Annotated in this window: 14 protein-coding genes; 13 read left to right on the plus strand and 1 reads right to left on the minus strand. The window is 69.3% G+C overall.

What is annotated here, in order from left to right; genetic code table 11:
• Positions 1-50: 50 nt before the first annotated feature.
• Both G3W89_RS13860 and G3W89_RS13865 read left to right on the plus strand, forming a co-directional pair.
• Positions 51-1,070, plus strand: a complete 1,020-nt coding sequence (locus tag G3W89_RS13860) for a 2-dehydropantoate 2-reductase (protein ID WP_162574620.1) — start codon at positions 51-53, stop codon at positions 1,068-1,070.
• Between the two features lie 5 nt (positions 1,071-1,075).
• Positions 1,076-2,329, plus strand: a complete 1,254-nt coding sequence (locus G3W89_RS13865; RefSeq protein WP_162574621.1) for a D-amino acid dehydrogenase — start codon at positions 1,076-1,078, stop codon at positions 2,327-2,329.
• On the opposite strand, the gene G3W89_RS13870 is transcribed toward G3W89_RS13865, so the two are convergent.
• Positions 2,320-3,081 (minus strand): transporter substrate-binding domain-containing protein, encoded by a 762-nt coding sequence (locus G3W89_RS13870; RefSeq protein WP_162574622.1) that lies wholly within the window; start codon positions 3,079-3,081, stop codon positions 2,320-2,322. The two genes, G3W89_RS13865 and G3W89_RS13870, sit on opposite strands and share 10 nt — an antisense overlap.
• Positions 3,082-3,245: 164 nt before the next feature.
• On the opposite strand from G3W89_RS13870, the gene G3W89_RS13875 reads away from it, so the two are divergent.
• From G3W89_RS13875 to G3W89_RS13925, 11 genes are all read left to right on the plus strand, one after another.
• Entirely contained in the window at positions 3,246-3,923 is a 678-nt protein-coding gene (locus G3W89_RS13875; RefSeq protein WP_162574623.1) for a hypothetical protein, read from the plus strand.
• Positions 3,920-4,567, plus strand: coding sequence for an RES family NAD+ phosphorylase (locus tag G3W89_RS13880; protein WP_162574624.1), 648 nt, complete (start codon positions 3,920-3,922; stop codon positions 4,565-4,567). The genes G3W89_RS13875 and G3W89_RS13880 overlap by 4 nt, the downstream gene beginning before the upstream one ends.
• Positions 4,568-4,805: 238 nt before the next feature.
• Positions 4,806-5,780 (plus strand): Bug family tripartite tricarboxylate transporter substrate binding protein, encoded by a 975-nt coding sequence (locus tag G3W89_RS13885; RefSeq protein ID WP_162577476.1) that lies wholly within the window; start codon positions 4,806-4,808, stop codon positions 5,778-5,780.
• Positions 5,781-5,923: 143 nt separating this feature from the next.
• On the plus strand, positions 5,924-6,745 hold the full coding sequence (locus G3W89_RS13890; RefSeq protein ID WP_162574625.1) for an SDR family oxidoreductase: 822 nt from the start codon (positions 5,924-5,926) through the stop codon (positions 6,743-6,745).
• Between the two features lie 35 nt (positions 6,746-6,780).
• On the plus strand, positions 6,781-7,335 hold the full coding sequence (locus G3W89_RS13895) for a cupin domain-containing protein (protein ID WP_162574626.1): 555 nt from the start codon (positions 6,781-6,783) through the stop codon (positions 7,333-7,335).
• Between the two features lie 20 nt (positions 7,336-7,355).
• Positions 7,356-8,225, plus strand: coding sequence for an alpha/beta fold hydrolase (locus G3W89_RS13900; RefSeq protein ID WP_162574627.1), 870 nt, complete (start codon positions 7,356-7,358; stop codon positions 8,223-8,225).
• Between the two features lie 26 nt (positions 8,226-8,251).
• On the plus strand, positions 8,252-9,079 hold the full coding sequence (locus tag G3W89_RS13905) for an IclR family transcriptional regulator (protein WP_162574628.1): 828 nt from the start codon (positions 8,252-8,254) through the stop codon (positions 9,077-9,079).
• A 10-nt stretch (positions 9,080-9,089) separates the two neighbouring features.
• Positions 9,090-9,929, plus strand: a complete 840-nt coding sequence (locus G3W89_RS13910; RefSeq protein WP_162574629.1) for an SDR family oxidoreductase — start codon at positions 9,090-9,092, stop codon at positions 9,927-9,929.
• Positions 9,922-11,619: a thiamine pyrophosphate-binding protein gene (locus G3W89_RS13915; protein ID WP_162574630.1), complete on the plus strand. Its 1,698-nt coding sequence runs from the start codon at positions 9,922-9,924 to the stop codon at positions 11,617-11,619. The genes G3W89_RS13910 and G3W89_RS13915 overlap by 8 nt, the downstream gene beginning before the upstream one ends.
• 9 nt (positions 11,620-11,628) lie before the next feature.
• On the plus strand, positions 11,629-12,429 hold the full coding sequence (locus G3W89_RS13920) for an aspartate dehydrogenase (protein WP_162574631.1): 801 nt from the start codon (positions 11,629-11,631) through the stop codon (positions 12,427-12,429).
• Between the two features lie 7 nt (positions 12,430-12,436).
• The gene (locus G3W89_RS13925; RefSeq protein ID WP_162574632.1) at positions 12,437-13,915 is read left to right on the plus strand and encodes an aldehyde dehydrogenase; all 1,479 of its coding nucleotides are present in this window, start codon (positions 12,437-12,439) and stop codon (positions 13,913-13,915) included.
• Positions 13,916-13,932: the final 17 nt, after the last annotated feature.

Genomic DNA, 13,932 nt, shown 5'->3' on the forward strand with positions numbered 1-13,932 from the left:
CCGGATCGATTTCCACTTTCTCGCGCCGCCGTGGGCGGCCGCTCCCGTCCATGGCTGAGGTCCCACCGGTCGACGTATTGGTGATGGGAGCGGGCGCGATCGGTTGCTACATCGGCGGCAGCCTCGCGTCCGAAGGCGTGCGGGTGTTCTTCGTCGGCCGTCCCCGCATGCTCGAGGCGCTGGAGCGGCACGGGTTGAGGGTCAGCGACCTGGACGGCGGCCAGCGCTTCGTGCCGCCAGGCAACTTGCGCATGGCCGAGCGAATTCCGCGCGGTGTGCGGCCTGGCCTGGTGCTGCTGACCGTGAAGAGCAGCGGCACGACGGAGGCCGCGGCCGAGCTCGGCGAAGCACTGCCGCCGGGCACGCCGGTGGTCTCGCTGCAGAACGGTATCTCGAACGCCGCCAAGGCGTCGCAGGTGGCACCCGGCCTGCGGGTGCTGCCAGGCATGGTGCCGTACAACGTGGCGGAGATCGATCGCGGCGCCTTTCACAGGGGCACGACCGGCCGCCTGGCCGTGCAGGACCACCCGCTGCTGCGGCCCTGGCTGGCCGTGTTCGATAGCGCCGGCGTGCCGATCGACCGGCACGCGAACATGCTGCCGGTGCAGTGGGGCAAGCTGCTGCTCAATCTCAACAATCCGGTCAATGCACTGTCAGGCCTGCCGCTGCGCCAGCAGCTGATGGACCGGGGCTATCGCCGCTGCCTGGCGGCGCTGATGGACGAGGCGCTGGAGGCACTTGCTTGGGCCCACATCAAGCCGGCGCAGCTTGCGGCCGTGTCGCCGCGCCGCATGCCCACGATCCTGCGGCTGCCCGATGCGCTGTTCAAGGTGGTCGCGGCGCGCATGCTGCGCATCGACGACAAGGCGCGCTCCAGCATGGCGGACGACCTGGCGCTCGGCCGCCGCACCGAGGTCAACGAACTGTGCGGCGAGGTGGTGCGGCTCGCGCGCTCGAACGGCGCTCGCGCGCCACTGAGCGCGAAGATGGTGGAGCTGATCGAAGCCTGGCCCAGCCGGCCGCAGCCGCTCTCGGCGCAGGAACTGCTGTCGGCCCTGGGCGTGGGGTAGGGCGCATGCATGTCCTGATCCTGGGCAGCGGCGTTATCGGGACCACGATCGCCTACGACCTTGCGAAGGCCGGCCACGAGGTCACGGTGCTCGAACGCCAGGACGGCCCGGCGCTGGAGACCAGCTATGCCAACGCGGGCGAGGTCTCGCCCGGCTACTCGGCGCCGTGGGCCGGGCCCGGCGTGCCGGCAAAGGCCGTCAAGTGGCTGCTCATGCGCCACAGCCCGCTGGTGATCCGGCCCATGCTCGATCCGGCCATGTGGCGCTGGGGCGTCGCCATGCTGCGCAACTGCACGCAGGCGCGCTACGAGATCAACAAGAGCCGGATGGTGCGGCTGGCCGAATACAGCCGCGACTGCCTGCGGCAGCTGCGCGCCGAGACCGGCATCCGCTACGACGAGCGCTCGCTGGGCACGCTGCAGCTGTTCCGCACGCAGAAGCAGCTCGACGCCACGGGCAAGGACATCGAGATCCTCGAGGCCTACGGCGTGCCATACCAACTGCTCGACCGCGAGGGCTGCCTGCAATACGAGCCGGCGCTGGCCGCCGTGCGGCACAAGTTCGTGGGCGGGCTGCGCCTGCCGGGCGATGAGACCGGCGACTGCTTCATGTTCACACGCGGCCTGGCGCGGCTGGCCGAGGCCGCGGGGGTGCGCTTCCGTTTCGGCGTGACCATCACCGACATCGTGCGCAATGCCGAAGGCATCGTCGCTGTCCATACCGACGCGGGGCCCTTCCATGCCGACCGCTACGTGGTCGCGCTGGGAAGCTATTCGCCGCTTCTCCTGAGGCCACTGGGCCTCCGCTTGCCGGTTTATCCGGTCAAGGGCTTCTCGATCACCGTGCCGATCACCGATGCCGCGATGGCGCCCGAGTCGACGGTGATGGACGAGACCTTCAAGGTCGCGGTGACCCGCCTGGGCGCACGCATCCGCGTCGGCGGCACGGCGCAGCTTTCCGGCTATGACCTGCGCCTGAACGACCGCAGGCGCGACACGCTCGAGCATGTGGTCACCGACCTGTTTCCGGAAGGCGGCAGCGTCGAAGGGGCAGAGTTCTGGACCGGCCTGCGCCCGATGACGCCCGATGGCACGCCACTGCTGGGCGCCACGCCGATTCCAGGCCTGCTGCTGGCCACCGGGCACGGCACCCTGGGCTGGACGATGGCCGCCGGCACCGGCAGGGTGATGGCCGACCTCATCGCAGGCCGTCAGCCCGAGATCGACATGGAAGGCCTGGGCCTCGAACGCTACGCCTGAGAAGGCGCGGACGTACCCGCCGGTGCCACGCTCGCGCCCTGGATGCGGTGGCGCGCCAGCGCCTCGGCCACGAAGCCGCCGGCCTTCATCTCTTCGACGAAGACGGCCAGCGCCGCAGCCGCTTCGGCGCCGCGCGACGCCGGCGTGCCCATGGCCTGCCGGATCACCATGAAGCGCCCGGGCAGCAGCCGCAGGCCCGGCTTGCGCGCGGCTTCGGCCTCGAGCACCTGGCGAATGCCCGCGGCCACCTCGACATCGCCCGCCTGCAGGCTGTCGAACACGCCCTGCGCACCCTGCACGCGCACCAGCTGCGCCTTGACGATCTCGCGCGTGAGGAAGAGGTCGTAGGCGCTGCCGGCGCCGACCGCGATGCGGGTGCCCTCGCGGTCCACGTCCTCGTTGCGCTGCAGGGCCGAGCCGGCGGGCACCAGGTAGCTGCCTTCGATCAGCACGTAGGGCGCCGTGAAGTGCAGGCCATCGCTGCGTGCCGGATCGATGGCGAAGAAGCCGATGTCGGCCTCGTCGTTGCGCACCGCATCGACCGAGGCCGCAGCTTTTTCGAACACAACCAGCTCGACCGGCATGCCCAGGCGCTGCGCGAAGCTGCGGGCCAGATCGACCGAGACGCCAACCGGTTCGCCGGTTGCAGCGTCCTTGCTCGCGAGGATCGGGTTGCCGAGGTTGATGGAGGCACGCAGCACGCCGGTTGGCGTGAAGGCGCGGACGACCGTGGAGGGGAGTAGGGTGCTCATCGTCGCTTTCTTCGGTTGCGCCGCCCGCCGGGGCTTGCGTGGAAGCGGACCGCTGGCTCAGTGTAAGTTGGCGATCTGCGGGCGAGAGGACTCCCTTGACCTCACGTTTGATCCGATTGATGCAGATCTGTAGAATCAGGTCAAACGGATCAAACGAGACCTCCATGAGCACCAGCGATCTCACCGCCAAGTTGCAAGGCGACCTGCTGTCGCTGGAACCCTATACCTCCGCGCGCGCGGCCCGCAAGACCAGCGCGCGCAAGTTCCTGCTGGAAATCAAGGACGAGGCGATCTCGAAGGTGCTGCTGGCCTCGTTTCCGATGCTGGAACGCGCGCTGCTCGAGAAGACCGCCCAGGCCCGCGAGCGCCGCATCGAGGCCGTGGTCGATTTCATGGCGGGCCAGATGGTGCAGCCCAGCGAGATCGACAGGGAAATGGCCCAGCGGCTCGCCAAGCGGCATGCCCGCGTGCTGAACGATTTCGGGTACTTCACGGCCGAGCAGCTGGCCGACGCCAACCGCTCGCAGGCCAGCAGCCGCAGTGCACTGGTGGACAACTGGCGCAAGCGCCGCCAGGTATTCGCGGTGCCGCACCCCGACAAGAGCGCGCGCGACCGCGACATCTACCCGGCCTTCCAGTTCGACGACCACAAGCCGATCAAGGCGGTGCAGGCCGTGCTGGAAGCCTTCGGCGATCGCCGGGCGCCCTGGAAGCTCGCGCTGTGGTTCACCTCGAACAACGGCTGGCTGCCCGACAGTGCGCGGCCCGTCGACCTCCTGGCATCGAATCCGCAGGCCGTGATCGAGGCGGCGCAGCGCGATGCGGAAGGGAGCGCGGCTTGACTTGCCGCGCACCGGCGCCGCTTCTCGACCCTCTTTTCGATCGCTGGCCGGCCGGCGCGCCGATTCACGTCATCCACGACACGGCCTTCGCACCCGAAAGCTTCAACCCCGGCACCAGTGGGGCCGGCACGCCGTGCAAGTTCACGCGCTTCGCGCCCATCCGCGACGCCAGGGGCCGCGTCGTGCCTTACCTCTACGGCGGTGCGACCCTGGACTGCGCGATCTTCGAGACGGTCTTTCACGACGTACCGATCGACGCGCCCGACAAGTTCGTCGCGCTCGACGACTTCGCACACCGCGGCCAAGGCCAGCTCACGCCCAACCGAGAACTCCTGCTGGTGGACCTCACGAGCGAAGGGCTGCACCGGCTCAAGGTTCCCAAGGAGGAGCTCATCGCCAGCCCCGCGCGCGACTACGTCGACACCGCGAAATGGGCCGAGGCACTGCACCGCCAGTGCAAGGATGCCGACGGCCTGGTATGGATGTCGCGCCAGCGCGATCGCGACCGGGCGATGCTGCTCTTCGGCGACCGTGTGAAAGGCGCTCTTTCCGGAACGCGCATGGGCGGGCCTTTGGCGCGCAACGATGCATTGCGCCAAGCCATCCTGGCAGCGGCGCTGCGCGCCGGCATCGACGCATCCTGATATTCAGGGCCTGAGCGCCGCCCTTCGATTGCGCCATTCCTGCGCTCGCGCAGCACTGTTTGCTGTCGGTTCGCCGTTACGCGGACTCATGGAAAACGCGCGCCCCACCGACCAGTTTGTGCTTGACGGCCCGAAGACTTCGGCATTATTCTTCGCACATCCGTTCCATTAATAAATCAGCGTTTTACTAATGGAACAAATGAGCCACTTACCCACAGCACGGATCGAACCCACGATGATGAAGCCCAACCGTCGCCAGGCGCTCGCGCTGGCCCTTTCCCTTGCCGCCATCAGCGCTGGTGCCCCCGCGTGGGCGCAAGGCTATCCGGCCAAGCCGATCACCATCGTGGTTGCCTATCCGGCAGGCGGCGACACGGACGCCCTCGCGCGCCTTTTTGCCGAGAAGCTGGCCACGCGCATCGGCCAGCCGGTGGTGGTGGACAACCGCCCCGGCGCCAGCGGCGTGATCGGCAGCAGCTTCGTCGCCAAGGCCCCGGCCGACGGCTACACGCTGCTGCTGGCGCCCAGCACCTTCTCGATCGCGCAGCTGGTTCTGAAGACCGGCGGCAGCTCCAGCTACGACGTGCTCAACGGCTTCACGCCCATCGTGGAGACGGGCACGCTGCCGCTGTTCCTGGTGGCGGGATCGGGCGCCGGCCTCAAGAGCCTCAAGGACGTGCAGGCGAAGGGGCAGTCGCTCTCGTACGCGAGCCCGGGCAGCGGCTCGCCCATGCACATCCTGGGCGAAATGGTCAACAAGGCCGCGAGCATGAGCCTCGGCCACGTGCCGTACAAGGGCGTCGCGCCGGCAGTCAACGATGTGCTCGGCGGCCATGTGCCGCTGACCTACATCACCTACGGCCCCATTGCGCCGCACCTGGCAGGCGGCAAGATGCTGCCGCTCGCCGTCGCCGACCGCGCCCGCTCGCCGCTCGCGCCGAATGTGCCCACGTTCGCGGAGCTGGGCTACAAGAACGTCGAAGTGACGGCCTGGCATGGCCTGTTCGGGCCCAAGGGGCTGCCGCCCGAGATCGTGAAGACGCTCAACGGACACATGAACGAGATCCTCAAGATGCCCGACGTGGTGTCGAAGATGGCGGTCTACGGCGCCTTGCCGCTGGGCGGCGCGCCGGAGGTGCTGGCCAAGACCAATGCCGCCGACTTCGAGCGCTTCGGCAAGATCATCAAGGAACTTGGCATCCAGGCTGATTGATATGGCTCTCCCCCAGGTTGGCCCACTTCGTGTGGCCGCCCACCCCCTCACCGGGGGCAACACCAGCGGCCCGGCAAGGCCGGTTCCGCGGTGTTCCACCAACGGGCCGCGCTTCGCGGGCCGCGCATTTTAGGAAGCTGTTCATGAGTACTGAAGGCATCAAGGCCATCCCCGATCCCGACAGCTTGCAGGGCCTGCTGGCCGAGCTGCCGACCAATCTGCTTGCCGGCCGGCGCGTGCTGGTGACGGGTGCGGCGCGCGGCCTCGGGCTGGCTTTTGCCAAATGCATCGCCGCCGCAGGCGCGTCCGTGGTGCTGGCCGACATTCTTTCGGAGCTCGCAGAGACCGAGGCGCAGGCCTTGCGCAAGGCCGGCTTCAAGGCTCATGCGCTGGCGCTGGACCTGTGCGACCCGGCCTCGATCGAGGCCTGCGCCACCGCCGCAGTGCAAGCGCTCGGCGGCCTCGACGGCCTGGTCAACAACGCCGCGATCACGAACTCGGGCGGCCGCGACGCCCATGCGCTGGACATCGAGACCTGGGACCGCGTGATGGACGTCAACGTGCGCGGCACCTGGCTCATGAGCCGTGCCTGCCAGCCGGCGCTCGAACAGGGCGGGCGAGGCGCCATCGTCAATCTCGCTTCGGACACGGCCCTCTGGGGCGCGCCCAAGCTGCTGGCCTATGCCTCGAGCAAGGGCGCCGTGATCTCGATGACCCGCTCGCTCGCCCGCGAATGGGGCGAGGCCGGCATCACCGTGAACGCCGTCGCGCCCGGGCTCACGCTGGTCGAGGCCACGGAGTACGTGCCACTCGCGCGCCACCAGAAATACCTCGAGGGCCGCGCCCTCCCGCGCGAGCAGCAGGCGGTCGACGTCTGCGGCGCGGTGCTCTTTTCTCTCTCCGGCCTGGCGCGCTTCGTGACCGGCCAACTGCTCGCCGTCAACGGCGGCTTCGTCATGCACTGATGCATGGATGCACTGATTTCCCCAAGGAGTTTTCCATGAGCGATTTGTCCGAGCAAAAGAAATTCGACGACAGCAACGTGGGCGAGACCCTGCGCCGCCCTGAAGGCGCGAGCCTCGAGGCGTGGATGAACACCCGCATCGCGCGCTACTCGACGCGCAAGTACGACTGGGACGCGCTGAAGTTCCAGGCCGACTTCGACCCCAAGTTCCGCCGCGCGCAGATGCGCTACGTGGGCACCGGCGGCACCGGCGTGGCGAGCGACGTCAACACCGTGCCGTCGGAGCACTTCACCTTCTCGACGATGGTGATCCCGGCCGGCCACGAAGGCCCGCCGCACCTGCACGTCGACGTCGAAGAAGTCTTCTTCCTGCTGCGCGGCAAGCTCAAGGTGGTGCTGACCACGCCCGAGGGCGAGCGCTACGAGACGGTGCTGACCGACCGCGACCTGATCTCGGTGCCCCCCGGCGTGTACCGCGAAGAGATCAACATCGGCGACGAGGATGCGCTGATGTGCGTGATGCTCGGCGCGAGGAAGCCGGTCACGCCGACGTACCCGGCGGATCACCCCTTGACCAAGATCAAGCGCTGACCGCGCGGGACGACACAGCCATGAGCGATGCAGCCCTGATCGACGCCCAGCCCCTGCCGGCTTCCGAGCTGGCGCGCCTCCAAGCGCGCTTCCCGGCGCGCAGCGTGTCGGTGTGCGGCGCCGAGCTTTCGGTGCGCGAATGCGGCACGGGGCCGGCGATCGTGTGCCTGCATGGCATCGGCTCCGGCTCGGCCTCATGGCTGGACACGGCCCTCCTGCTCGAAGGCGAGGCGCGGCTGGTCGCGTGGGATGCGCCGGGCTACGGCGAGTCGACGCCGCTGCCAGCCCAAGTCCCCACCGCGCAGCACTATGCCCAGCGCCTGCATGGCCTGCTCGATGCACTGGAGATCTCTTCGTGCGTGCTGGTCGGCCATTCGCTCGGCGCGCTGACGGCCGCCTCCGCTGCGCGCCCCGGCTCGCCTCTGGCATCGCGCATTTCGAGGCTGCTGCTGATCAGCCCGGCCGCCGGCTACGGTGCGGCGAGCCGCGCGCAGGCGCGGTCCCGCGTGCGCGCCGAACGCCTGGGCACGCTCGATGCGCTCGGCATCGCCGGCATGGCCACGAAGCGCTCGGGCCGGCTGGTCTCCGACCACGCGAGCGAGACCGCGCGCCAATGGGTGCGCTGGAACATGGCGCGCCTGCACGAGACAGGCTACCGCCAGGCCATCGAGCTGCTGTGCGGTGCCGACCTGATGGCCGACCTGCCGCCAGCGATGCCCGTGCGCGTGGCCTGCGGCGCCCTGGACGTGGTCACCACGCCCGAAGCCTGCGCCGAAGTGGCGAAGCAATGTGGCGTGCCCCTCGAGCTGCTGCCCGTAGCAGGCCACGCCTGCTACGTGGAGCGGCCCGCCGCCGTGGCCGCGATGCTGCGTGAAGCGGTGACGGCCTGATCAATCGAAACAAGAACGAGAGACCCATGAGCAACGACCTGATGGAAGAGGGCGCCGATCGCTACAACGTGCCGGCCCTGGAACGCGGCCTGCGCATGCTGTGCGAGTTCAGCCGCGAGAGCCGTACCCTTTCCGCGCCCGAGCTGGCGCGCCGCTTCGACCTGCCGCGCTCGACCGTGTTCCGCCTGCTCAGCACGCTGGAGAACATGGGCTTCCTGGAGCGCGCCGAGGGCGGCCGCGACTACCGCCTGGGCCTGGCCGTGCTGCGCCTGGGCTTCGAGTACCTGGCTTCGCTGGAGCTCACGCAACTGGGCACGCCGCTGCTCAATCGCCTGTGCGAGGCGCTGCGCACGCCCTGCAACCTGGTCGTGCGCGACGGCCGCTCCATCGTGTACGTGGCCAAGGTCGCGCCGCCCACGCCCTTTGCGAGCTCGGTCAGCGTCGGCACGCGCCTGCCGGCCCATGCGACCGTGCTGGGGCGCATCCTGCTGGAAGACCTCACGCTGCCGCAGCTGCGCGCGCTCTACCCGGAGGACAAGCTCGAGACCTTCTCGCCGAGCACCCCCAAGACCGTCAACGAGCTCTTCGACATGGTCCAGGGCGACCGCGAGCGCGGCTACGTGCTGGGCGAGGGATTCTTCGAATCGAACATCTCGTCCATTGCCGCGCCGGTGCGCGACCACAGCGGCCACATCGCCGCCGCGCTGGGCGCGACCATCACCTCGGGCCACATCGACGAGAACCGCATGGACGAGATGGTGCGCCGCGTGCGCGAGACGGCCGACGAAATCTCGGGCCTCCTGAACTACGCCCCCGCCAGCAAGGCCAAGGTGGTTCCGCTGCGCAGCGCCTGAGGTCGACGACATGCCTGCATCCACTTCTTCCTTGTCCTTCTTCGCCGCCGACGCGCTGGCCGGCCGCGTGGCCGTGGTGACCGGCGGCTCGTCGGGCATCGGCCTCGCGACGGTCGAAGCCCTGCTCGGCTGCGGCGCCGCGGTCGCGCTGTGCGGCCGCAACGCAGAGCGGCTCGAGCACGCGGTTGCCGGCCTGCGCAAAACCCGGCCCGACGCCAAGCTGTTCGCGCAGACCTGCGACGTGCTGGAACCGGCATCGGTGAGGGCCTTCGCTGCGGCCAGCGAGGCTGCGCTCGGCCCAGCCTCGATGCTCGTCAACAACGCAGGGCAGGGGCGCGTCTCCACCTTCGCCGACACGACGGACGCGGCCTGGACCGAGGAGCTGCATCTCAAGTTCTTCTCCGTCATTCATCCCACCCGCGCCTTCCTGCCGCAGCTCGCGGCGCAGCGCACGGTGTGGGGCGATGCCGCCATCGTCTGCGCCAACTCGCTCCTCGCGCGCCAGCCCGAGGCGCACATGGTCGCGACCTCTGCCGCCCGCGCGGGCCTGCTCAACCTGGTGCGCTCGATGGCCACCGAATTCGCGCCGCAGGGCGTGCGCGTCAACGGCATCCTGATCGGCCTGGTCGAGTCCGGCCAGTGGCGCCGCCGCTTCGAGTCGCGCGAGGACAAGTCGCTCGACTGGTCCGCCTGGAGCGGGCAACTCGCGCACGACAAGCACATCCCGCTGGGTCGCCTGGGGCTTCCGACCGAAGCCGCACGCGCGATTCTTTTCCTGGCCTCGCCCCTCGCGTCGTACACGACGGGCAGCCACATCGACATCTCTGGAGGCCTGTCCCGCCATGCATAACCCATCCCCCCCCGCGCAGGTCACCGTCGGTGCCGTCGTCGCCGCCTTCCTCGAGCAGTGCGGCGTCAAGGCGGCCTTCGGCGTGATCTCGATCCACAACATGCCGATCCTCGACGCCTTCGCGCAGCGCGGTGCAATCCGCTTTGTTTCCGCGCGCGGGGAGGCCGGCGCGGGCAACATGGCCGACGCCTGCGCCCGCTCCACCGCCAGCCTCGGCGTGTGCGTCACCAGCACCGGCCCGGCCGCGGGCAACATCGCCGGCAGCATGGTGGAAGCCCTCACCGCCGGCGCGCCCGTGCTGCACATCACCGGCCAGATCGAGACGCCCTACCTCGACAAGGGCATGTCGTACATCCACGAGGCGCCGGACCAGCTGGCCATGCTCAAGGCCATCTCCAAGGCGGCCTTCCGCGTGCGCAGCGTCGACAACGTGCTCGGCACGCTCAAGCGTGCGGTACAGGTCGCGTTGACCGCGCCCACCGGCCCGGTCAGTGTCGAGATTCCAATCGACATCCAGTCGGCGCTGACCACCATGCCTGCTGACCTTTCGCCCTTGCCGATCGAGGCTGCCGTGCCTTCGAAGACCGGGCTCGATGCTCTGGCGGCGCGCCTCTCGGCCGCCAGGCGCCCGATGCTCTGGATCGGCGGCGGGGCACGCCGCGCCGGCGGGGCCATCAGGCGGTTGCAGAAGCTCGGCTTCGGCGTTGTCACGACCACGCAGGGCCGCGGCATCGTGCCCGAGGACGATCCGGGCTCGCTCGGTGCCTACAACATCCAGAAGCCCGTCGAGGCCTTCTACCAGAGCTGCGACGCGATGCTGGTGATCGGTTCGCGCCTGCGCGGCAACGAGACGCTCAAGTACGAGCTGAAGCTGCCGCGCCCGCTGTACCGCATCGATGCCGATGCCGCGGCTGAAGGACGCTGCTACGCGACCGACGCCTTCGTCTGCGGCGATGCCGCGCTCGCGCTCGAGGGGCTGGCCGACCGGCTGGAAGCGCTGCAGTACCAGGCCGACCCGGCGCTGCTCACCGATCTGCGCGCCGCGCACGAGCAGGCGGTTGCGACACTGCGCGACGGCCTCGGCCCCTACGCCGAACTCGTGCGCCAGATCCAATCGGTGGCCGGGCGCAACTTCAACTGGGTGCGCGACGTGACCGTCTCCAACAGCACCTGGGGCAACCGCGAACTGCGCATCTTCGATCCGAGCTCGGGCGTCCACGCCACCGGCGGCGGCATCGGCCAGGGCATGCCCATGGCCATCGGCGCAGCCATCGGAGCGGCAGTCACCGGCTCGGGCCGCAAGACCTTCTGCCTCGCTGGCGACGGCGGCTTCATCCTCAACCTGGGCGAGCTCGCCTGCATGGTGCAGGAAGAGGCCCCGATGGTGATCGTGCTCATGAACGACAAGAGCTACGGCGTCATCAAGAACATCCAGGACGCGCAGTACGGCGGCCGCCGCTGCTACGCGGAGCTGCACACGCCCGACTACGCGCTCCTGTGCAAGTCGATCGCGCTGCCGCACGCCCGCGTGTCGCGCCTTGAGGAGCTGAAGGGCCAGCTCGAAGAGGCCCTGGCCGCGCGCGGTCCCTTCCTGATGGAGATCGACATGCTGTCCATCGGGGACTTCAAGAGCACCTTCGCCGGCCCGCCGACCAATACCGTGACGCAGATCCCTGCGTTGGCGAAGTGAGCCGCTGACATGCTGCGTGTGGCACTCATCGGTTGCGGCGCCATCGGCAGCTCGGTCATCGAGCTGCTGAAGGGCGACGCGTCGCTCGCGGTGGTCGCCGTGGTGGTCCCGCACGAGGGCCTGGTCGCGGCGCAGGCCGCGCTGCAGACGCTGGCGCCCGGCGTGCAGGTCGGCACTGCCGTGCCTGCATCCGGCGTCGACCTGGTGGTCGAGACCGCCGGTCACGCGGCGATCGAGGAACACGTGCTGCCGGCACTGCGGCGCGGCACGCCCTGCGTGGTCGCTTCCGTCGGCGCGCTGTCCGCGCAAGGCCTCGCGGAAAAACTCGAGATCGCGGCCATTACCGGCGGCACGCAGGTGCAGCTGATCGCCGGCGCCATCGGCGCCATCGATGCGCTGGCCGCGGCCCGCATCGGCGGGCTCGACAGCGTGCGCTACACCGGCCGCAAGCCGCCGCGTGCCTGGAAGGGCACGCCGGCGGCGCAGGGCCGCGACCTCGATGCGCTGACTGCCGAATGCGTGATCTTCGAAGGCAGCGCCCGCGAGGCCGCCGCGCTGTACCCCAAGAACGCCAACGTGGCGGCGACGGTGTCTCTCGCAGGGCTCGGCCTCGACCGCACGCAGGTGCGCCTGATTGCCGATCCGGCCGTCGACGAGAACGTGCACACGGTCGAAGCCGAGGGCGCCTTCGGCAGCTTCGAGCTCAGCATGCGGAACAAGCCTCTCGCAGCCAATCCCAAGACCTCCGCGCTGACGGTCTACAGCGCCGTTCGCGCCCTGCGCAACCGCGCCGCGGCCCTTGCCATCTGAAGAAGCCATGATCTCCACAGAACTCCTCCCCATCAACATCGCCGGCGAATGGCGCCTGGGCGGCGGCGACGCCTACGAGAGCCTCTATCCGGCCACCGGCGAGCCCATCGCACGTCTCAAGGCGGCGAGCCTCGCCGATGTCGACGAGGCCATCGTGCGTGCCGACCAGGCTTTCCGCACCAGCGGCTGGGCACAGAAGCTCCCGCACGAGCGCGCAGCGGTGCTGCATCGCGTGGCGCAGCTGATCCGCGAGGAGGCCGAGCCGCTGGCGCAGAAGCAGCGTTTGGACAACGGCAAGCCGATCAGCGAGACGCGCGCGCTGGTCGCCAGCGCGGCCGGCACCTTCCAGTTCTTCGCGGCGGCGCTGGAAACGCTGGAAGAAACCATCACGCCCTCGCGCGGCGCCTTCGTCACCATGAGCGTGCACGAGCCGATGGGCGTGGTCGCTGCCATCACGCCGTGGAATTCGCCGATCGCGAGCGAGGCGCAGAAGCTCGCACCCGCGCTGGCCGCGGGCAACGCCGTGATCGTCAAGCCGGCCGAGGTCACGCCGCTCATGGCGCTGGAGCTGGCGCGCATCTGCGAGGCCGCCGGCGTGCCGAAGGGCATCGTGAGCGTGCTGCCGGGCAAGGGCTCGGTGATCGGCGATGCGATCACCAAGCATCCGCTGGTCAGGCGCGTGTCCTTCACCGGCGGCACCACCACTGGCAAGCACATTGCCCACATCGCGGCCGACAAGATGATGCCGGTGTCGCTGGAGCTCGGCGGCAAGTCGCCAACGATGGTGCTGGAGGATGCCGACCTCGACCACGCCGTCAACGGCGTGCTCTACGGCATCTTCAGCTCCTCGGGCGAGTCGTGCATCGCGGGCTCGCGCCTCTTCGTGGCGCGCAGCATCTATGACGAATTCGTCACGCGCGTGGCCGAGGCGGCCAAGGCGCTGCGGGTGGGCGATCCGGCCTCGGAGCGCACGCAGATGGGCCCGCTGATCACCGCGAAGCACCGCGAGAGCATCGAGCGCTACGTGGAGCTGGGCGTCTCCGAGGGCGGGCAGATCCGCACCGGCGGCGTGCGCCCGCACGGCGCCGAATTCGAGCGCGGCTACTACTTCGCGCCCACCATCCTGGAGGGCCTGACGAACAGCGCGCGCATCAGCCAGGAAGAGGTGTTCGGCCCGGTGCTCGTGGCCATGCCCTTCGACAACGAGCAGGAACTGATCGCACAGGCCAACGACAGCGTCTACGCGCTGGCTGCGGGCGTGTGGAGCCGCGACTTCAAGCGCGCCTGGCGCCTCGGGCGCGCGGTGCAGGCGGGCACGGTCTGGGTCAACACCTACAAGCAGTTCTCGGTCTCCACGCCGTTCGGCGGCTGGCGCGACAGCGGCCTGGGCCGCGAGAAGGGACGTGAGGGCATCTTCCAGTACATGGAGCAGAAGAGCATGTACTGGGGCACCAACGAGCAACCACTACCTTGGGCACAGCAATGAAACCTGTCTTGTTCCAG

This window comes from Variovorax sp. PBL-H6, from assembly GCF_901827155.1.
Classification (GTDB): domain Bacteria; phylum Pseudomonadota; class Gammaproteobacteria; order Burkholderiales; family Burkholderiaceae_C; genus Variovorax.

Coding starts and splice junctions, on each gene's coding strand:
- G3W89_RS13890 (WP_162574625.1), top strand. CDS start 5,924: ATGAGTACTGAAGGCATCAAGGCCATCCCCGATCCCGACAGCTTGCAG.
- G3W89_RS13915 (WP_162574630.1), top strand. CDS start 9,922: ATGCATAACCCATCCCCCCCCGCGCAGGTCACCGTCGGTGCCGTCGTC.
- G3W89_RS13865 (WP_162574621.1), top strand. CDS start 1,076: ATGCATGTCCTGATCCTGGGCAGCGGCGTTATCGGGACCACGATCGCC.
- G3W89_RS13875 (WP_162574623.1), top strand. CDS start 3,246: ATGAGCACCAGCGATCTCACCGCCAAGTTGCAAGGCGACCTGCTGTCG.
- G3W89_RS13925 (WP_162574632.1), top strand. CDS start 12,437: ATGATCTCCACAGAACTCCTCCCCATCAACATCGCCGGCGAATGGCGC.
- G3W89_RS13900 (WP_162574627.1), top strand. CDS start 7,356: ATGAGCGATGCAGCCCTGATCGACGCCCAGCCCCTGCCGGCTTCCGAG.
- G3W89_RS13870 (WP_162574622.1), bottom strand. CDS start 3,081: ATGAGCACCCTACTCCCCTCCACGGTCGTCCGCGCCTTCACGCCAACC.
- G3W89_RS13920 (WP_162574631.1), top strand. CDS start 11,629: ATGCTGCGTGTGGCACTCATCGGTTGCGGCGCCATCGGCAGCTCGGTC.
- G3W89_RS13905 (WP_162574628.1), top strand. CDS start 8,252: ATGAGCAACGACCTGATGGAAGAGGGCGCCGATCGCTACAACGTGCCG.
- G3W89_RS13885 (WP_162577476.1), top strand. CDS start 4,806: ATGAAGCCCAACCGTCGCCAGGCGCTCGCGCTGGCCCTTTCCCTTGCC.
- G3W89_RS13910 (WP_162574629.1), top strand. CDS start 9,090: ATGCCTGCATCCACTTCTTCCTTGTCCTTCTTCGCCGCCGACGCGCTG.
- G3W89_RS13860 (WP_162574620.1), top strand. CDS start 51: ATGGCTGAGGTCCCACCGGTCGACGTATTGGTGATGGGAGCGGGCGCG.
- G3W89_RS13895 (WP_162574626.1), top strand. CDS start 6,781: ATGAGCGATTTGTCCGAGCAAAAGAAATTCGACGACAGCAACGTGGGC.